Below are 19,651 nucleotides of genomic sequence, written 5' to 3'. Positions count from 1 at the left end.
CCAGCTCCCACAGTTGGATCGCGGTGCATCAGTTGGAGAGTGATCGGCGATGAGACCGTTTTCGGGAGCAAGCCAGCTCCCACAGGACATCGGCGTACGCGCGATCATTGCTGACCTCCGGTAGCGCCGGCCTTGGCTTCCTGCTGATCCTTGCGCCGCTGCAACTGCTCACGATCAAACCCTTCGATGTACACCTGCGCCGCACGCCCCACCGGCGCGGCCATGGCAGGTCCGGTGGCGCGGCCCTGGTTCAGGTCCTGCTTGCGCTCGACCATCTGCATCAAATTCAAATTGTTCGCACAGCCCAACGGCAAGGTCGGCTTGAAATCCTCATCCAGCCCGATCGCATCCTTGGCCGCCGGTTGCTGGCACTGACTCGGCAAACCATCCGCCCGGTATTCCGGTGAGTAATACACCGGCGCCAAGTGGGTCTGGCAACCCATCAGAGCCAGGGGCAACAGCATCAACATACGAAAAGCAGTCATGGCAGGCCCCTTATCAATTCATGTAGAAACCGAACGCCCCGCCGCTGCGCGGTCCGGTGGCCGCTGCGGTAGCCGGTTGTGCGTCCAGGGGCGTGGCGAGCGTGCGGCTGCGCACCGGCTCCACCAGGTACGGGGTAATCAGGATCACCAACTCGGTTTCGTTGCGCTGAAAGCGCTTGGAGCGGAACAGGTTGCCGAGGATCGGCAAGTCACCCAACAGCGGCAGTTTCTCGATGTCCTGGCTGCTTTGACGCTGGAACAGCCCAGCAATGGCAAAGGTCTGCCCGCTGCCGACTTCCACGCGCGTATCGGCACGGCGCACGCTGAAGGACGGCACATGGAAGTTGCCGAAATCCACGGTGCCGCCGCTGACCACACTGCTGACTTCCGGGCGCACTTGCAGGGCGATGCGGCCGTTGGGCAGCAAGGTCGGGTTGAACAGCAGCGACACGCCGAATGACTTGTACTCGATGCCCACCAGGTCCCGGTTGACCGGCACCGGAATCGCCACTTCGCCACCGGCGAGGAAGCTGGCGGTTTGGCCGGTCATGGCGGTGATGTTCGGTTCGGCGAGGATCTGCAAAATGCCGTTGGCCTGCAGCGCGTCGAGCATGCCGTCGATATTCACATTGCCCGAGCCGGTGCCTGCAGTCGCCAAACCACCTGCCGTCGCCGCCGCCAACGGCCCCCCGGTGATCAGGCCAAAGGAAAACGTGCCGTTATTGAACATCGCGTTCCAGTTCACGCCGTAGTGCAGCAACTCGGAACGGGACACTTCGGCAAAGCGCACCCGTAAGTTCACTTGGGCTGCGCCGGCGTATTCGGTGGTGTTGATCGCGCTCTGAAAGCCTTGGCCCTGAGGGTTAAGCAGCGCGTTAAGGTCAGTCGCTTCGGCCACCGAACCGACGGTGCCTTTGGCGATCAGGCGGTTGCCGGCGCCGGTAATCTGCGCGCCGTTACCGGGGTGCAGTTCCTGCATCGGCGTGGTCACCGCCTGGGCGCCGCTGCTGACGGACAAGGTCAGGCTGGCCAATTGTTTGCCGTCGTTGCCGAGGGCGATCAGGCTGGTATTGCCCGGCGCCTTGCCGAAGATATAGAGCGTACCGGGCGACACTACCTGCAGGTCGGCCACATTCGGCTCAGCCACCAATACCGAATCCACCGGCGCGGCAAAATGCAAAATCCGCCCCTCACCGGACGCCAGGTTGATCGAGCCCCCGGCCCCATTGGCAATCTCCTGGGCCTGGCTGGCACACGAAATCAAAGCGAGCAACAACACACAAAAACGCATCATGAGGCAGACGCCAGGGAAGTGACGGAGGCCGTGGCAGGCGCACGGCGGTTCGAAATATCAGTAAGGCTGATGGTCACCAACGCTTGCAGGTTGTATTCGGTGGCCAGCTCGCGGAACGACAGCACCGCCAGCTCCAATTCGCCGCGCAGCACCAGCCGACGCAGGCTGCGGCGCAGCTCCGGGTGCACCAGCAACACCGCACTGTTGACCTCACGCGTGTTCTCGCAGGCCTGGCGCAGCTGGGCGAGCAAGGCACGGCTGACGTCTTCGGGGATCAATTCGCGCTGGGCCTCCTGGCGGCGCAGGGATGCGCGCAACTGGTCTTCCAGACCCGGCGCCAGTACCAGCGCGCCGATCACGCGATTGCGGTCTGCGTAGTGATGGCTGATCTGGCGCGCCAATGCCGCACGCAAGTGTTCGGCCAGGCGCCCGGCGTCGGTTTCGCGCGCCCCCCACTCCACCATGGCCTCGAGCAAGGCGCGCTGGTTGCGGATCGACACGCCTTCACCGACCAACAGCCGCAAGGTTTCGGCAACCCGCTGCAACGGCACCAGGCGCAACGCTTCTTTCACCAGTTCGCCGTAAGTGGCTTCGGTGCGCTCCAGCAACAGACGGGTTTCCTGGATGCCGAGGAAGTCGGCGGCATACCGGCGCAGGCTGCGTTCCAGCACACCGCGCAACACTTCATCGGGCAGCAGGAAACCAATGCCGGCGTTGCGCAAGGTCTCTTCGTGCTGGCGCTCAATCCAATGGGCGCTGCGACCGTTAAGCGGCGAATCGGCTTGCACGGTGGCGATGTCCAGCAGTTGCACATGCACCGGATCGTCCTGCAACAGCAGGCAGTTAATCGGCAGTTCACCTTCGCTCACCGGCACACCTTCCAGGGATACGCGGTAACTGCCGGGCGTGGCCTTGTCCTCCATGTAGATGCCCGGCACCGGCACGTCCACGCCGAGGTCGGTGCGCAGGTCGTGGCACAGCGCTTCGACACGCTGGCGCAGCAACTGGCGGGGCGCGCTCTGGGACACGCCACTGCCGAGGGTCAGCAGCACGCGGGTCTCGGGGAGCAGGTTGTCGTCCAGTTCGGCCTGGGCTTCGACCAGCGGTTCCGGCGTCTCGACCAACGTTTCCAACTCGCCTTGAGGCTGGCGGGTGTGCCGGCGATACATCACGAACGCCGCACCGCCAAAGGCTGCAGACAACCCGAGAAACACCCAAGTGGGAAAGCCCGGCAACAGGCTGACGCCAATCATGATCAACGCGGTCAGGCCCAGTGCACGGTAGCTGGCGCCCAGCTGTTTGATGATTTCACTGCCCAGGTCACCGGCTTCACCGTCGCTGTTGACGCGGGTGACCACGGTGCCTGCCGCCACGGAAATCAACAGCGCCGGAATCTGTGCGATCAGGCCGTCACCCACCGTCAGCAGCGAATAAGTGTGCACCGCCACGCCGAACGGCATGTCGCGTTCGATCATGCCGATCAGCATGCCACCCAGCAGGTTGACCGCAAGAATCACCAGGCCGGCGATGGCATCGCCTTTGACGAACTTCATGGCGCCGTCCATCGCGCCGAACATCTGGCTTTCACGCTCCAGGCGCGAGCGCCGGCGACGGGCTTCGGCCTGGTCGATATCGCCATTGCGCAGGTCGTTGTCGATGCTCATCTGTTTGCCGGGCATGGCGTCCAGGGTGAAACGCGCGGCCACTTCCGCCACACGCTCGGCGCCCTTGGTGATGACCACGAACTGCGCCACGGTGATGATCAGGAACACCACCATACCGACCACCACCTGGCCTGCGATCACAAAGTCACCGAAGGCCTTGACGATATGCCCGGCGTCGCCGTGCAGCAGGATCAAGCGGGTGGTGGTGATGGACAACGACAAGCGAAACAGTGTGCTGAGCAGGATCAACGGCGGCAGCGCGGAGAACTCCACGGAGTGGCCGATGTAGAACGCGACGATGAGAATCAGGATGCTCAGGGCAATATTGAGGCCGATCAGCATGTCCACCAGGTAGGTGGGCAGCGGGATGATCATCATCACAATCGCCATCAGCATGAACGCGACGATGATCACGTCTGTGCGCTGGGCCGCCATGCGCGCCAGGGTGTTCAGGCGGTTAAGTGCACTCATGCGCCGGCCCTGCGTGCGGCCAGGTAGCGTTTGAAACACTGACGCGCTTCGTCCTTACGCTCGCCGTACCACAGCGCGCGAGCGCGCAGCAGCAACAGGCTGGCAGACTCACCTTCCAGCGCCACCAGGCGGTCGAGCGCACCCAGCGCGCGGGTGGCGTCGCCGCTGTCGGTAAACGCCAGCACCAGCGAACGCAGCAACACGCCGTCATGGGGCGCGACACTGACCGCAATCAGCAACATCACCAACGCACGTTGGGACTGGCCATTGCGCCGGTACAGCTCGCCAATGCCCTTGAGCAGTTGCACGGCGTCGTCGTTATCGCGGGCCATCAGGCATGTACCTCCGAGCGTTGCTGTTCGAGGTTGCGGCGCATGTCGATCTCTTCACGGATCAGGTCGTGGGCCAGCGCTTTAATTGCAGGCTCCGCGTCCAGCGTCGGCAGCAGGTGTTCCATCACGTGTTCCAGCAACTCCAGGGAACGGGCGCTGCCGAACAGCAACGAATCAACACCGGCGGCGCTGGTGAGTGCTTCCAGGTCACCGCGCAGGGAGCGCCGGGTCTGGGTTTTGCGAGTCTTGAGCACCGCTTCGAAGGCGGTGGCCTGGCGTGAATTGACCGCGCGAACGGCCTCGACCGGCGCGCTGCGCACATCACTGGGAATCAACGGGCGAGGTTCGACTTTCATGCGTGGGCCTGTGTCAGGAATGGGGCATCGTCAAGGGTGGGGATGTCGGTCGGCCAACCCGCACCCAGGCGCGCTGTACCGACGCCATCGCAGGCAAGCCAGCGCCCACAGTTGGAGTGCGTGCATTCCATAGATCGACTCATAAGGTGAAGGTAAAGCGCTCCTCGCCACGGGCGAGAATCACTTGGTTGTTCTCGATGCGCTCCAGCACCCAGTTGTCCGCGAGCGCTGCGCCGGGGTACAGGCGTTTGCCGCTGTCATTGATCACATAGGGATTAGTGCCGAACCATACGGCCTGGAACCGCACCCGCGGCCGCGCAGCATCGGCACGCACTGCGACGCGGGGGTTGAGGACGATCTGCTGGCCATAACGCTGGTCGAAGGCTTGTTGCAGCGCCAGCCATTGCGGTTTTTGTGACTGTTCGAAACTGCCGACGGCACTCAGTTGGCCATTACTGCTGCTGACCTTCACCGCATCCAGATGCGCCGCTTGCAGTTGCTGCTCCAGCCAGGCCTTGGCCTGTTCGTGAGACGGTGCTTGCACCAGCGGAACGTCGACGACTGCTGCCGGGGGCGCCGGCGGCGAGTCATTGCGAAACGCCAGCGCTGCGGCACAGAGAAACAGCAAGGCGGTTGCGACAATCCAGGGCGCAAATGTGCGGGGCGCGTGCGCAGGTTTTTCAGCCCCCTCAGGCAGTGCCAGGCTCACGCCTACAGTGCCGATACGCAGGTGCAAAGGCAGTCGCGCGCGATGGCCGCTGCCTTGGGGAATGCGCACGTTCGCGCCGAGCATCACGTCGCCACCCAACGCTTCAATCGCGACCTGGCCGCCTTCAAAACGCAGGCGCAGGTGCAGGCCGGCAATTGCGGGGTCGCTGAGTACCAGGTCGGCCGCGAGGTCCGCGCCGAGGGTGTAGACAGGCTGGTCGAGCACCAGGGAACTGCCCTGGTGCAAACCGCTGGTCACCGTCAGGGTCGGTACGCCAATACCGGCGACCGGGCCCATGGAAATCAAGGCTGTCATTTTCGGGTTTGCCCCCTTGAGCATGTGCAACGGGGTCAAGAATCAGGATAAATACGGGCCAGAAGTAAACGGGCAGCGCCGGCGCCGCCCGTTTGGCGAATCAGTTCTGCGGACGCTGTTTGGTGGCGTCGAGTTCCGCTTTTTTGGCGGTGCTGATTTCAGTGATTTTTGCCGACTTTTCGATAGCCATGTTGAAGGTCGCTTCCATCTTCGCGATAGCGTCGTCGGCGCCGCCTGCTTTTACTGGTGGGACATCAGCCATGTTCATCTCCTTGCAGTGATAGGGAAGTTATTCAGTTGCGCATCAGCACGCTGAAAGTATGCAAACCGGATGAACGCCCAAAACGTCAGACAGTGAGCTTTCGAACCGTCGTTGGTTTGCATGGGGGCCATACTACTCACGATCAAAACGCCTTCGCTGTGAAAGCTTGTGAAACGTTTCAGATACCGGGTGTGAACGGTTCGGCTCAACCTGGCGTTGAGAAAAACTCATCCCCGTTTCGCCGTGGAACTTTTAACGAAAAGCCCAAACACCGCCAATACCCCCTGTTTACAGGGGATTGCGCACCTGAACTCGAATATGGCTGAACACTAAGCCGCTCTTTCCAACCCTATAAACGAGCGGTTCATCACGGCATCTGCATTTTTTTCGTATCGACTTCACATTTTTCACTACTAGCCTTTTGCCCAACTTCGCAGATATTTCCATTTGTAACAAAAGCGACTTGCTCATCGCGTTTGATAGCTCGGCGTGAGCGACCTTCAATGCCCGCGAACAACTAGTGATGTGCGCGTAATTAGTACAGTTGCACTAATAGCCGAAAGCCTTAGTGCGCGGGCTTTAATATATGAAACAACTTCCAGGTGTTCTATGACTGCGATTCCGAGTGGCCTTGATCCGGCCGAAAGCAAGGGCACGGACGGCCCCCAGAAAAAATTCGAAACCGCGCTGTTCACGGCCGTCAACCAACCTGCCTTCGACCCTTCCAAAATCCGTGGCCCGTCGATTCCCCTGCCCTATCAGAATGTGCAGGCACCGGCGAACAACAGCATCACCTACACACCGCTGGGCAGCGACAAGCCGGTCACCCTCAAGCAAAGCGATAACCCGCGTCTCTACCAGACGCTGGTTGACCAGTACAACGCCCAGCAGAGCGATGCGAACCTGGAAAAGAACCTCGCCGCGAGCAAAGCGGCCGGCTACATCGAGGCCGACGCCAGCACCGTGGCGCCAGGCCTGGGCAACTACAAGGCGATCGGCAGCACGACGGAACTGGGCCCCGGGCTGATCCGCTACGAAACCTCTTCCGGCGACAGGGTTGTGGTCAGCCAGAAAGAAACCCCGGGGCTGTTCGCCCAGGTCAGCGGCGACTCGGCCAAGTTGTTTGTAATCAATGCCAGCCAGGCTGAAGGCTACCGTTTGGCCAGCCCCGACGAGACCCTGGACCCGGCCGCCAACGTCGGCCCTCCCGAAGAAGTCGGGCCCGGCCTGATTCGCTATAACACCGCCTCCGGCGACAAGGTGATCGTGTCCCAGGACATTACCCCCGCGCTCTATGACCAAATGGCCAAGTTGTACGCCGGGACCACCGGCGCGGCGGGTGCTGCAGACACCTCGTGGATCGACAACTCGTCGTTCGGTGTGTCCGGCGCCAGGGACTGGGACACCCTCACCGGCAACACCAGCGGCACGCCCACCAAAGAAGAACTGGACCTGAACCGCCCCCGCGCCGCCGCGCAATTGCTCTCGCAGAATTGGGACGCGTGGGGCCTGCACGGTGCGCCCATCGACTTCGCCAACCCGCCCACCACCTTGCCACCCGAAGCCCAGGCGGTACTCAAGTACGTAGCCAGCAGCCCAAACCTGATGGCGGCACTGGACAGCGGCGGTCGCGGTAAAGCCGACAATGTCATCACCCACGCCGACGTCGACCACTTCATCAGCAACACCAAGAGCGACATCGGTGCCGCGTCGAAAGCCTATGGCACATTCATGGGCAGCCATCCAGGCGACCTGGCCAAAGCCAACGCCAAGTCCGCCGCCATCGTGATGGCTAACGAAAGCCTGGTGGCCAGCTCCGGCACCGCCATGCGCCCGGGCGATCAACAGCGCAGCAACGACGGCATGATTCGCCCCGACAACCTCGAGGCACTGGGCAGCGATTCGGCCCTGAGCAACGAGCTGACGGGTGCCGCCGCCATGTGGTCGAAACCCGGCATGTTCCACGCCCTCGAAACCGGCGGCGACAACCCGGCCACCGGCAAATCAGACGCCGTTGGCACCCGCGACAATATCGGTGCCTGGCTGGAAAAACAGGCGCCGAAAACCGACAGCGACACACTGACCTTCCTTGACAGCGCCGCCACCCGCGATGCCGTCGCCGGTGTGGACACCTCCACGCTGACCGCCGACATCCTGGCCAACCCGCAAAACTACACGGGCGCACAGAAAGCCGCGGTGCTGGTGCAACTGAGCGATGCGCAGACGCGCCTGTTGGTCAGCGACTATGTGCCCAACGCAGGCTTGATGGACAAGTACACCTCGCCTCACTACGGCCTGAACCCCAACGAAGACAAGATCAAGGCGCAGCTGCAAAGCGGCATTGAGACCCTGTCGGCGGACCCGGACGTCCAGGCGTTCCTGCAGAACAACCGTGGCCCTGCGCTGAGCGATATCGTCGGCAGCGATCCGACCCTGAAAGTCGCCATGCAAAATTACTTTGCCGATGGCATTGAGTCAGGCAAAAACCTCAACGATAACCTCAACGCCAAGGACCAGAACGGCAAGCAGATCGACATGGGCATTGGCCTGCAAAACGCTGCCAACGACGCGACCATCGCCAACCTGGCGCTGGGCGGCAATGGCCATGTCGACTTGACCAAAGTCGCCGCCAACGCCGGGCAAAGCGACGCGATCCAAAGCTACTACAAGAACGAACTGGTGACCGGCAAAGCCTTCACCGACGCCGTGGCCGCCGGCATGGACCCGACCGTCGCAGCCAGCAGTTTCGCCGCAAGCACCGCGTCGGCCCAGGCGTTCCTCGGTGACAAGGCGACGGCGGATGAGGCGGCGACCTTGCAGGTCAACTTCAACGAAAACCTCAGCGATGCGCTGCTCGGTGGCGCCACCACTGATACGCTTAACGTCACGCTCGGCGATGGCAACGGCAACTTTGACGAAGCCAAAGTCACCGCCGCGATCAACGATGCCCACCAAAAAGATCCGCAGATGTTCGTGACCTCCGACGGCGGCAAGATTGACCCGGCGCAAGTGGTCTCGATGCTGCGTTCGGTATGGGACATCGGCCGCCAGGGCAACAAGATCGCCGACGCCTTGCCGAAAGCCATCGAAGGCATGAAGTTCGGCGATGTCAGCCCGGCATTCAAACAGGGCCTGCTGCACATCGGCAGTGCGGTGTTGATGAGCGGCGTGCTGATGGCGCGTTCGGCCAGCGGCAGCACCACCCCGGTGGCGGATGCCAACCGCGTGTCGGCCGGCTTGCAATTTGCCGGGCTGTTGCTCGAAGGCGGTACCAAATACGCCAAGGAAGCCGGCTATGGCATCACGTGGGTCAACCGCCCGGACGGCGGCACCCTCGGCGATTTCCCCGGCAAGGTGCCGGTGGGCAAGGGCCCGCTGTCACCGCAGCAGATCGCCAATATCGGCGCGGCGGGCAAGATCATCGGGTCGGCGGGCGGCATCATCGGCGGCGTAATCGGGATTATCGGCGGTGTCGACTCGCTGAAAAAAGGTGATTACCTCACCGGCAGTTTTTCGGTCGCCACCGGTGTACTCGGCACGGGCGCAGCCGTGGCGGGCCTGGTGGAAGCCGGTGCCGGTTTGTATGGCGCCACGGAAATCGGCGCGGTGGCGGGCACCCTCAGCGGCATTCTCGGCGGCGCCACGGCGATTCTCGGCGGTATCGGCAGTGCGTTTTTGCCGTTCGCGCTGGCCGATGCCCACGGCAAGGCGCAAGACGCATTTTACGGGCAGCTGGCACCGGTGCTGCAGCAATACGGCTTGACCGGCGGCCCGACCATGGAGGGCGATTACCCGGCAGACCCGATCCCTGCCATCAACACCTGACCCTTCCCGGCAGCTCGGGGTGAAAAGGAGCCACGCCGAGCTGTGATTCCCACGCATAAAGGTAAAAGACATGACGTATTCGACTCGCAGCCACCTCACCGATGACGCCTCGTTCGAGATCCACTTCGGCCCGTTCCAACTGCTGCCCCAACGTCATCTGCTGCTCAAGCACGGGCAACCCGTGGCGCTGGGCAGCCGCGCCCTGACCCTGCTGATCGCCCTCGCCTCACGGCCTGGGGAACTGCTGGAAAAAAACCGATTGCTCGGTATCGCCTGGCCGAAAACGGTGGTGGAGGAATGCAACCTGCGCACACAGATCAAGACCCTGCGCCGCGCCCTCGGCGGCGACGAGTCTGTCTACATCGCCACGGCGCCCGGCCAGGGTTACCGCTTTGTCGCCCCCACCTGGGTCCAACGTGCGCACGTCGACGTGGCGAAGGAGCCTGTCGTACTTGGGGTCTATGGCTGCCGACACTGCCGAGGTGCCGGGATGATGCCGCAGTTTGCTCAGATAAGCCTGCAGAACAGCTGATCGGGCCGGCTCATGCCGTGGGAAAAACAGGCCGTTGATGATTCACGCCGGTGGTGACAACCCAAGCCTTTGGGAGCTGGCGGTGAGCGACGGGTGTGTGACGTGATCTGACCTCAATCAATCAGCCACCCAGGTCAACTGTGGGAGCTGGCTTGCCTGCGATGGCGGTGGGTCAGTCAGTCTCGCTGTTACTGATACACCGCCATCGCGGGCAAGCCCGGCTCCCACATTTGGACTGCGGCGGGCGCAGAGTTCTAGTCAGACACAAATGAGTGTGGGAGCTGGCTTGCCTGTGATGGTGGTGGGTCAGTCAGTCTGGCTGTTACTGATACACCGCCATCGCGGGCAAGCCCGGCTCCCACAGTTGAACTGCGGCGGGCGCAGAATTCAGGTCAGACACAAATAAGTGTGGGAGCTGGCTTGCCTGCGATGGCGGTGGGTCAGTCGGCCTGGCTGTTACTGATACACCGCCATCGCGGGCAAGCCCAGCTCCCACATTTGAACTGCAGCAGACGCAGAATTCAGGTCAGACACAAATAAGTGTGGGAGCTGGCTTGCCTGCGATGGCGGTGGGTCAGTCAGCCTGGCTGTTACTGATAAACCGCCATCGCGGGCAAGCCCGGCTCCCACATTTGGACTGCGGCGGGCGCAGAATTCAGGTCAGACACAAATAAGTGTGGGAGCTGGCTTGCCTGCGATGGCGGTGACGGATGGCGGGTGAAGACAGTTGCCACACAGTGTTTAGCTTTGCGCTGTAACGGCGAGTGCACTCAGGTCCAGATGCCCGTCCTTGAGCGGCGGGCACCAGTAGTAGCCACCGGTCAACGGCGTACTGATGCGATACAAGCCATCCACAATCCCATCCTCCAGCCCACTCATGCGCCGCAGTTGCGCTTCAAACGCCTCAAAGGAATGGCCAAACGCAAGGAACATCAGCCCCGCCTGGCCGTTCTCGGCCCACGGCATCGAGCGGCGGACCACGAAGGCTTCCGGGGTGAAGCTCTCCTGGGCGGTGCGCTTGGTGTGGGCGGATTCGGGGGCGTCGTCCAGCTCTTCGTTATCGCCATGGCGGCGGCCGATGATGTGGTCACGCTCCTGGGCCGGCAAGGCGGCGAAGCCATCGAGGTCGTGCTGCCATTGCTGGATGGCGGCGAAGCTGGCGCCGCTGTCGGTCATGGCGGCTTCAACGGCTGCGTCGTCGTGGGGGTTTTCGGTGCCGTCCTCGTAATCGGTCAAATCGAAACCGGTCTTGTAGCGGAAGCCCTCGGTCATCTGGACCAGGCGAAACGCCGGGGCCAGGGCTTTTTCAAAGGTGCGGCTGCGCAACAGCAACTCACCGCGATCCACGCCATGCAGCCACACCCACAGTGCCTGCTGAGTGGACGGGTTATGCGCACCCGGGCCGCTGACGGCGGGAAAGGCGCGCAACCCTTCAACCCGAGTGCCCAGAGCGGTTACCAGCGGCTCACCGAAACCAACCACTGCGGCCGAATCCGTCAACTGCACCAGCGCGTCCAACGCAGCGGGCACAGCCTCCAGGGAATCCACGGCAAAAAACAGATGGCGTGCCTGCAATGGCACCGGTGCGGCAAGAATGCCCGGCTGGTACTGACTCATGTGAACTCCTTCAATAAAGGCGCGCAGTTTACTCCGACGAGCGCGGCACACACAGCGGTGCGCACAAGAAAGCGCACAAGCCTTGCCATAGAGCCAGTTGTTGGGCGACTCTCTAGTCATGTTTTGCAACTATTCCAGGGGTAGCGACATGACCACCAGTAACCTGCTCGCCCAGCTGTTTCCCGCCTCCACCGCCGTGATTCCCGAGCAATTTCGCCTGGGGGCGCCCATTGAACAGCGTGATTACCTGGTCGACGGCCAGTTGCAGGTGTGGAACGGTCCGCTGGCCCAGGTGCTCAGCCCGGTGCAACTGGGCGATGAGCGGGTGCATATCGGCAGCACGCCGCTGCTGGATGCCGACACCGCCCTCACCGCCCTGGACGCCGCCGTGCGCGCCTATGACCGTGGCCAAGGTGAATGGCCGACGATGCGTGTGGCTGAACGTATCCAGCATGTGGAAGCGTTTTTGCGCCGCATGCGCGAACAGCGTGATGCGGTGGTCAAGCTGCTGATGTGGGAGATCGGCAAGAACCTCAAGGACTCGCAGAAAGAATTCGACCGCACCTGCGACTACATCACCGACACCATCAACGCCCTCAAGGAACTCGACCGCCGCTCCAGCCGTTTCGAACTGGAACAGGACACCCTCGGGCAAATCCGCCGCGTGCCGCTGGGCGTAGCACTGTGCATGGGGCCTTATAACTACCCGCTGAACGAGACCTTTACCACGCTGATCCCGGCGTTGATCATGGGCAATACCGTGGTGTTCAAGCCGGCCAAGCTCGGCGTGCTGTTGATTCGCCCATTGCTGGAGGCGTTCCGCGACAGCTTCCCGGCCGGGGTGATCAATGTGATCTACGGCAGTGGTCGCGAAACCGTCAGCGCGCTGATGGCCAGCGGCAAGATCGATATCTTTGCGTTTATCGGCACCAACAAGGCCGCCAGCGATTTGAAAAAACTGCACCCCAAACCGCACCGCTTGCGCGCGGCATTGGGCCTGGATGCGAAAAACCCCGGCATCGTATTGCCAGAGGTCGACCTGGACAATGCGGTCAATGAGGCGGTCATCGGCTCTTTGTCGTTCAACGGCCAGCGCTGCACCGCGTTGAAAATCCTGTTTGTGCATGAAGATGTGGTCGATAGCTTCATTGAGAAATTCAACGCCAAGCTTGCGACGCTAAAGCCTGGCATGCCGTGGGAAGACGGCGTTTCACTGACCCCACTGCCGGAAGTGGGCAAGGTCGACTACCTCAACGCACTGGTGGCCGATGCGGCGCAGCACGGCGCCAAGGTGATGAATGCCAATGGCGGCGCCAGTCGCGGTTCGTTCTTCTACCCGGCAGTGCTGTACCCGGTGAACCCGCAAATGCGCGTATACCACGAGGAACAGTTCGGCCCGGTGGTGCCGATCGTGCCTTACCGTGACCTGGAGACGGTGATCGACTACGTACTGGACTCGGACTTCGGTCAGCAACTGAGTATTTTCGGCACCAACGCGGTAGCAGTCGGGCGGCTGGTGGACACCTTTGCCAACCAGGTCGGTCGTATCAATATCAACGCCCAGTGCCAGCGCGGGCCGGACACCTTCCCGTTCAATGGGCGCAAGAACTCGGCCGAAGGCACGTTGTCTGTGCATGACGCGCTGCGCGTGTTCTCGATCCGCACGCTGGTAGCGACCAAGTTTCAGGAGAGCAACAAGGCGCTGGTCAGCGATATTTTGCGCAACCGTGACTCAAGTTTCTTGACCACTGACTATATTTTCTAAAGGCACCTCGGTTCCTTGGTGAAAGCAGTCCAGTGTGGGAGCTGGCTTGCCTGCGATGCCGGCACCTCGGTCGTTACGTCTGACCGCGGTGATGCTATCGCAGGCAAGCCAGCTCCCACACAAGCCTGGCTTCCATAGTTGACCGCGTTCGCCCTGACTACTAAGGCCACTTTAATACCGATGAACCTGCATTTGCCCGTGTTCGCTCGGCGCTTGTTGCGCCCCTTGCTGGACCCGTACCGTCGCTATCGCCATGCCAAGCTGATCCACGCGGTGCGCGTGTCCATCGGCTTGCTGGCGACGATCCTCCTTACCACCGGCATCAACCTGCCCCACGGTGAATGGGCCTCGGTGACCATGCTGATCGTCATCGGCGGCTTGCAGCACCACGGCAATATCGGCAAAAAAGCCGTGGAGCGCGCCTACGGCACCTTGATCGGCGCCAGCGTGGGCTTGCTGCTGGTGGTGCAACAGGCGTATTTCGGCCAACCGCTGTTGACCTATTTGTTGATGTCGGTGGTGTGCGGGTTCTTTTCCTACCACGCCATCGGCAAGGGCGGTTACATCGCGCTGCTGTCGGCGATCACGGTGTTTATCGTCGCCGGCCACGGGGACAATCCAATCTCGGATGGCCTGTGGCGCACCGTCGATATCCTGATCGGCATTGTGCTGGCCCTGGCGTTTTCGTTCGCCCTGCCGCTGTACGCCGTGTACTCGTGGCGCTACAACCTGGCCAGTGCGTTACGCGACTGCGCCCAGATTTACAGCCGGATCATCAGCGGCCAGTCGGTCACCGATGATGAACACCTCAAACTGCTCAACCGCCTGAATGCGGCGATGCTGCAACTGCGCTCGCTGATGCCGTCGGTGTCCAAGGAAGTTCGGATCTCCATGACCGAGCTGGACGCGATCCAGAGGCATTTGCGCATGTGCATCAGCACCCTGGAAATTCTTGGCAATACCCGGCCCGACCCTCGGGATGAGCAGGCGATGGCACGCATGCAGGTGATGCTGAAAGCCGAACACCGACAGATACGCGTGCAACTGGTGGGAATGGCGCGGGCGTTGAAGTCCGGGTTCACCGAACGGCTTGATCGGCCGGCCACGCAGGTGCCGGATGACAGCGTGCTGGAGGCACCGGTGCAGAGTGCGTTGGATGGGTATCGGTTGTTGACGTTGCAGTTGGCGGGGAATGTCGACGTGATGCGTCAGCGGTTGGCCAGGACGGCTAGCCATTGGAAGATTTGAGTGGTTGATAAAAAAGGGACAGTCTACGGTTAAGTAGAGCTGTCCCCTCATTAACACTCAGCCATGATTAGGTTAAACGTTTCAACTCTACGAACTGTATATGAAAGTCGTTGCCATTTGACCCGGCTTGACGATTGATAACCGCAACACTCGCAGCGCTGTTTGCCGGCACCGTAAATTCAGCTTTTATATACGTCCAATTACGGGCAGGAACGGTAGTGTTTGCAATAACCACCCTGCCACCGACTTCTACCGAAATAATAGGCTGCAGGGTTCCCGCAGGGCTAGTGTTAAAGACCGGAACAGTAATGCGATAACGGAAAGCAGTGTTGAAATTTAACGTTTGGGTAATCAATGCGCCCGCTGGCGTGCCAGCTGGCGTACCGAAGAACAAGCCCATACCACCTCGCACCGGGCCGATAGCAGCAGGTCCAAATGCCCACCCACCATTACTCGAAGCAAAGTCTGTAAAACGGTATAGCCATGAATCATTAACACCGTATTCAACCACTGGGAATACAACGGCCCGCGACGCGTCCGTACTGCCATCATATGACACTCTGACTTCAATTTGAAACTTGGAGCCCAACGGCAGCGAAGTCAATATTGCACGCCGCACAGCCTTATTCACCAAGCCATTCGTCGCATCTAGAGAATCAATCAAATAAGCAGTTAGCACCGCCTGGACTTTACCACTCCCAATAATATCTACCCACACCCGTTGCCCTTGCTTAATCAAGGGCCACTTGCCCACGTCCACCCGACTATTGACAAACGTATTCAAGTCGACAGTACTTCCATCGGCCTGATTATTAATCGTTGCCTTCGGAAGACTGGCAGCCGCAATCGTGTCGACCATTACCGTTTGAACATTAGACGGCGTAGTTTCATCACCGCGCAGCATCGAGTAACTCAACTGCACCCGGCTATTGACACTGTTATGCAGCACTTGAGCCGCGGTCAGGTCAAACACCACCGAGCCACTCGTCTGGCCTTTAAGTGTTGCTTGATAGTTAGTGCCATCCTCAAAAATTCAACTCAGCGTGATGGTATCCGTCGCCAGCATCCCTGGGTATTTAACCGTCACACCGGTGTCGTTTTGAATGGTCACCGGGTCAACCGTGACCTCTTGCGTGGTACCTGAGGCACCGTTAAGGGTTGGATAAGGCAGCACCGCCGGCAGTTGCTGGATTACATAGTTGGCCACGCCAAACAGGGTCGCCGTTTGCCTACTGGGGATTGCCGGGAAACTCACCCAAAACTTCATTTCAAAGATCGAGCCGTCCTTGAGCAAGCGAGCTTTATCCAGCGGGAATGGCAGAGAAACTCCCTTGATGAGGTCGCCTGCGACGACCTTGTTGGCGGTGTAAAGTTTCTCGGTGTACGGCGTCCCATCATCAAAAGTGCCGGTGCACGTCAGCCACATCAGTTGGTCTTCACGCATGAAATCCCACACGGCAATATCGATGCGAGGCTCTTCACCCACCAGGCTAACCGGCAGCACCGTGGTGTTTTCAAACCCGCGAATGCGCGGTGTCGGCAGCACCGCAAGAGGCAGCAACCGCACGGACAAGGTCTCGAACGTGTAGGTGAATTGCCCGCGCCGAACCTCGCAATCCACGCTGACGTTGTTGCCGTCTCGACGCAAGCCCTTGGCAATGACATAGGCCGGGATGGGCACATCGACGCTGTTGGTCTTCGGATCGCCTGGCACTACGTCTTCAAATTGGCTGACGTCATATTGGCCGAGCCATTTGTACGCAATTTGATCACCGGCCTGCATCGACTTGTAGCTGATGCGCAAGGTGGCACCGTTGATGACCTTCTTCGGCTGAATCGTTCCCAGAGCCTGATCAGCCTCAAGAATTTTCAGTAATCCCAGTTCTACCGGCAGGCCAACGGTGAGGTCAAGCACCTGGGAGCGAAAGACCTGCTGAGGTTGGCCCGGACGCACCACGGTGTAGCTGACAGAGATGCTGGCGTTGATATTGTTGTCCACGACTTTACGGTCAACCGGAAAAAACACAGACGGCAAGACGTGCCCTGCATACGCCTGGTTAATCTTGATGGTGCCGCTGGCAGAGCCCTGCACGCCCCTGCCGATCACACTCCAATACAGCAGATCGCCCACGACCGTGCCTGAATAGGGAAACAACAGCTGAATCTCAGGATCTACCACGTCGGCAGGGTCGATATTATTACCAAGGGAGCCCTGAACAATCGGCGCATCCAGCACGGCCACACGATCACCCAACTGGACTTCCAGCCTCGATGATTCGTGGACCGACGCTGAAGTACCTTCGCCGTCGTCGGTGATGTAGTAAATCTGGAAGGCACCTTGGCCCTCAAAGTCTTTCAGAGTCTCTTTGGACACACGCCGGGTGCCGCCCTGAACGCCTGCCGGTTGCAACTGGGTATAGTGCGTTCTGCCGTCACTGGTTTCGATCACCAGAGTTTCCAGCAGGCTTTCACCATGGGGCTGGTAGGTAGGAATTGTTACGGTGATGTCGGTATCCAGCGGGATAAGGCCCGCTTCAATCGGGCTGACCGTCACCGCCGGCATCGATACCGGCAGGCCCCCCACACTGATCGAGTTACTGCCTGATGTCCCCAGCAGCACCCCAGCGGAGGTATACGACTCGAACGCTACCTGGAACCGCCCGTTTGCCAGCCCGGTGAAGAGGTCGTAGCTGAGCGTGATCGTCTCGATACCCAGATTCCTGTCGGTAACAGGATTCAATCGTACAGTCTGGCTTCGACCTTTGTCCGGGAAAAGCGTCAAAACGACCGTGACCTGATTCGGTGGGTTGGGTTTCGGCGACTTGCGGGGCGGCGCAACCAACACCTCTAACGTGGACTGGCTATTGAGGTCGAGATCCAGTTCATCAAACTCCTCGCCATCTACCAGAAAAATTGGGATTGGGAGGGCGGCGCTCAGTTCCGAGATCAGTTTGTAGCGCTTGGAATGCACCCATTCACCTTCAGGGATGTTCCCTACCAGGTCTCTAACCGTAAATACGACCTCTATCACGCCATTCTGACTGCCTTGGGCGATGACTTGCGGGCTGATAAACACCCGGATCGGCCCAGGCCCTGCGGCCTCTTCGGGGCTAACAATATGCTCGACGGAGATTCCGTCATATTTGACGGTAATGGTGTCGTTTTTGCGAATATACAGATACTTGGAAATCAAGCACCAGATTCCGTCTGCAGTATTGTCCTTGTTAAGGGACGAGCCACTGGGCAGGCCTTCAATCGACATATTCAACCCACTGTGCCACTTCTTGGCGACCTCACGATCTCGACCACCAGGGTTAGTGGTTTTGATCAGGATGGTCTGCGTGATCGAGCGGCTCTCCTGCAAGCTATCGGCGCGCACAACCCGACCGAACATCTCGACTTCGCCCTCCGGCAACTCGTTGACCGTCAGGTAGTAAGCGTTCGAGGTAATGTCTTTGACGACGTCCGAAGCGGCGAAGATGTCCGGGTCATGAATGTAGATGGAGTAATTGTCAGCGAAGCCAAGTGCGGGCCATGCCCTAAAGGAGAACTTGGCGGGAAATGCATGACGGATACCCATGCCCCAAACGGCGGTTTCGGGGTATGTTGGGGGGGTATCGGTGACCTTGGGATCGAACTGGACAGCAGGAAAATACGAAATGGGCGGATCAAGATCGTAGTCAATATTATCAGCGGGTTGGCTGGCCATTTTTATCACCTTGCTCAGTTAATGCGCCATAAATCGCGCGGGGCAAGGCAGATCAAGCGCCTGAGGACCTATTGGCGTCTAGCTGTCAGAAATGACAGTGGCGACGAACGGTATGGCTTAAAGGAAAAATCCGACAGACAAAAAGGGGATTATAGATCTCTCGCCACCCAGTCTTTTTCTTACATATTTTTCACGCTTTATTCACATCCGAAGCCGTAGGGTGAAGCCTCATCCGTTACAAACGTTGCACATCAAGCCCGCCGCCCCAGCGGGCTTTTTTTGCCTGGGATTTGAGCGTTAACGCACGGCCTTGCTGGCAGGCGCGACCGCTTGCTCACGAATGGCCCGCTGGGTATCCAGCACCTTGGCCAACGCGGTTTCAGCTTCGGGGCTTTGCTGCGGTACACGAATCGCGGCCGACACCAAAGTGATCAACTTGGCCATCACTTCAGCATCCGTGGCTGGCCGGCCCAGGCTCATGGAGTTCATCAGCAGCCGCAGTTCCGTCCCCGCCATCACCCCGGAAATGGCCTTGAGGGCAAATTGCAGGCGCACGCCCAGCTCGTTGCGTGGCAGATCCGGCAGCGCCAGGGCGAACGCTTCGAAGAAGCGCTGGAACACCGGCTGGTAATGCACTTTGAGGTATTCCTGGATAAACGGCGACGTGTCGCTGTAGACCCGCCCCAGGAAACGAATGAACGACCGCCCTTCCCCGCTGGCCGGGTCACTGCGCTCCAGGCCCATGGCCGGGGCAAACAGCACCCCAAGCAAGGTGTCGCAATCGAGCGGGCCGCTGGCTTCGGCTTCGCAGCGCGCGAGCAATTCCAGGCGTTGCTCGTTGAGCGGCTCCAGGCGCTGCATCAGCAGGGTTTTCATCAGGGAATCCTTGTCCCCGAAGTGATAGTTGACGGCGGCCAGGTTCACCTGCGCGCGCTCGGTAATCTGCCGCAGCAGAACGGCGTCATAGCCGTATTTGATGAAAAGCGCCTCTGTCGCATCCAGCAGTCGAGTCTTGGTAACGTTTGGAGCGCTGAGTTTCTTCGCGACCATAGGAGTTCCACGGGGGA

General features: G+C 60.3%; 15 protein-coding genes. 4 read left to right on the top strand and 11 right to left on the bottom strand.

Annotated features, from left to right (window positions below; genetic code table 11):
* Window positions 1–104 precede the first annotated feature (104 nt).
* From ACI77D_RS13275 to ACI77D_RS13245, 7 genes are all read right to left on the bottom strand, one after another.
* Entirely contained in the window at window positions 105–485 is a 381-nt protein-coding gene (locus ACI77D_RS13275; protein ID WP_221295089.1) for a hypothetical protein, read from the bottom strand.
* Between the two features lie 13 nt (window positions 486–498).
* Window positions 499–1,779, bottom strand: coding sequence for a type II and III secretion system protein family protein (locus tag ACI77D_RS13270; protein WP_064452926.1), 1,281 nt, complete (start codon window positions 1,777–1,779; stop codon window positions 499–501).
* On the bottom strand, window positions 1,776–3,914 hold the full coding sequence (gene sctV, locus ACI77D_RS13265; protein ID WP_407016731.1) for a type III secretion system export apparatus subunit SctV: 2,139 nt from the start codon (window positions 3,912–3,914) through the stop codon (window positions 1,776–1,778). The genes ACI77D_RS13270 and sctV overlap by 4 nt, the downstream gene beginning before the upstream one ends.
* Window positions 3,911–4,246 (bottom strand): tetratricopeptide repeat protein, encoded by a 336-nt coding sequence (locus ACI77D_RS13260; RefSeq protein ID WP_370589118.1) that lies wholly within the window; start codon window positions 4,244–4,246, stop codon window positions 3,911–3,913. Before ACI77D_RS13260 ends, sctV begins: the two co-directional genes overlap by 4 nt.
* Window positions 4,246–4,602 carry a hypothetical protein gene (locus tag ACI77D_RS13255; RefSeq protein ID WP_064452929.1) on the bottom strand — a complete coding sequence of 119 codons (357 nt, stop codon included), beginning with the start codon at window positions 4,600–4,602 and terminating at the stop codon, window positions 4,246–4,248. Before ACI77D_RS13255 ends, ACI77D_RS13260 begins: the two co-directional genes overlap by 1 nt.
* Window positions 4,603–4,741: 139 nt before the next feature.
* Window positions 4,742–5,626, bottom strand: coding sequence for an FHA domain-containing protein (locus ACI77D_RS13250; protein ID WP_407016730.1), 885 nt, complete (start codon window positions 5,624–5,626; stop codon window positions 4,742–4,744).
* A gap of 100 nt (window positions 5,627–5,726) precedes the next feature.
* The gene (locus ACI77D_RS13245; protein WP_016969018.1) at window positions 5,727–5,888 is read right to left on the bottom strand and encodes a hypothetical protein; all 162 of its coding nucleotides are present in this window, start codon (window positions 5,886–5,888) and stop codon (window positions 5,727–5,729) included.
* Window positions 5,889–6,497: 609 nt separating this feature from the next.
* Between ACI77D_RS13245 and ACI77D_RS13240 the strand changes: the two genes are divergently transcribed.
* Window positions 6,498–9,713, top strand: a complete 3,216-nt coding sequence (locus ACI77D_RS13240; protein WP_407016729.1) for a type III effector HrpK domain-containing protein — start codon at window positions 6,498–6,500, stop codon at window positions 9,711–9,713.
* Between the two features lie 70 nt (window positions 9,714–9,783).
* Entirely contained in the window at window positions 9,784–10,245 is a 462-nt protein-coding gene (locus tag ACI77D_RS13235) for a transcriptional regulator (RefSeq protein WP_221295092.1), read from the top strand.
* A gap of 741 nt (window positions 10,246–10,986) precedes the next feature.
* Here the strand turns inward: ACI77D_RS13235 and ACI77D_RS13230 are convergent.
* Window positions 10,987–11,862, bottom strand: a complete 876-nt coding sequence (locus tag ACI77D_RS13230) for a Dyp-type peroxidase (RefSeq protein ID WP_221295093.1) — start codon at window positions 11,860–11,862, stop codon at window positions 10,987–10,989.
* A 148-nt stretch (window positions 11,863–12,010) separates the two neighbouring features.
* Between ACI77D_RS13230 and ACI77D_RS13225 the strand changes: the two genes are divergently transcribed.
* A complete protein-coding gene (locus ACI77D_RS13225; RefSeq protein WP_407016728.1) occupies window positions 12,011–13,627 on the top strand; it encodes an NADP-dependent glyceraldehyde-3-phosphate dehydrogenase in 1,617 nt (538 codons plus the stop codon).
* A gap of 186 nt (window positions 13,628–13,813) precedes the next feature.
* The gene (locus ACI77D_RS13220) at window positions 13,814–14,875 is read left to right on the top strand and encodes an FUSC family protein (protein WP_407016735.1); all 1,062 of its coding nucleotides are present in this window, start codon (window positions 13,814–13,816) and stop codon (window positions 14,873–14,875) included.
* A 67-nt stretch (window positions 14,876–14,942) separates the two neighbouring features.
* Here the strand turns inward: ACI77D_RS13220 and ACI77D_RS13215 are convergent, their stop codons facing one another.
* The 3 genes from ACI77D_RS13215 to ACI77D_RS13205 all read right to left on the bottom strand — a co-directional run bounded on the left by ACI77D_RS13215 (window position 14,943) and on the right by ACI77D_RS13205 (window position 19,634).
* Window positions 14,943–15,848 carry a hypothetical protein gene (locus ACI77D_RS13215; protein WP_407016727.1) on the bottom strand — a complete coding sequence of 302 codons (906 nt, stop codon included), beginning with the start codon at window positions 15,846–15,848 and terminating at the stop codon, window positions 14,943–14,945.
* 60 nt (window positions 15,849–15,908) lie between these two features.
* Window positions 15,909–18,584: a hypothetical protein gene (locus ACI77D_RS13210; RefSeq protein WP_407016726.1), complete on the bottom strand. Its 2,676-nt coding sequence runs from the start codon at window positions 18,582–18,584 to the stop codon at window positions 15,909–15,911.
* Window positions 18,585–18,881: 297 nt separating this feature from the next.
* Window positions 18,882–19,634, bottom strand: coding sequence for a TetR/AcrR family transcriptional regulator (locus tag ACI77D_RS13205; protein WP_064452935.1), 753 nt, complete (start codon window positions 19,632–19,634; stop codon window positions 18,882–18,884).
* Between the last annotated feature and the right edge of the window lie 17 nt (window positions 19,635–19,651).

It is taken from the genome of Pseudomonas sp. O39 (genome assembly GCF_045447295.1).
GTDB lineage: Bacteria > Pseudomonadota > Gammaproteobacteria > Pseudomonadales > Pseudomonadaceae > Aquipseudomonas > Aquipseudomonas antarctica_A.
The sequence above is the reverse complement of the archived record's forward strand: the minus strand, read 5'-3'. Positions and strand labels throughout refer to the sequence as shown.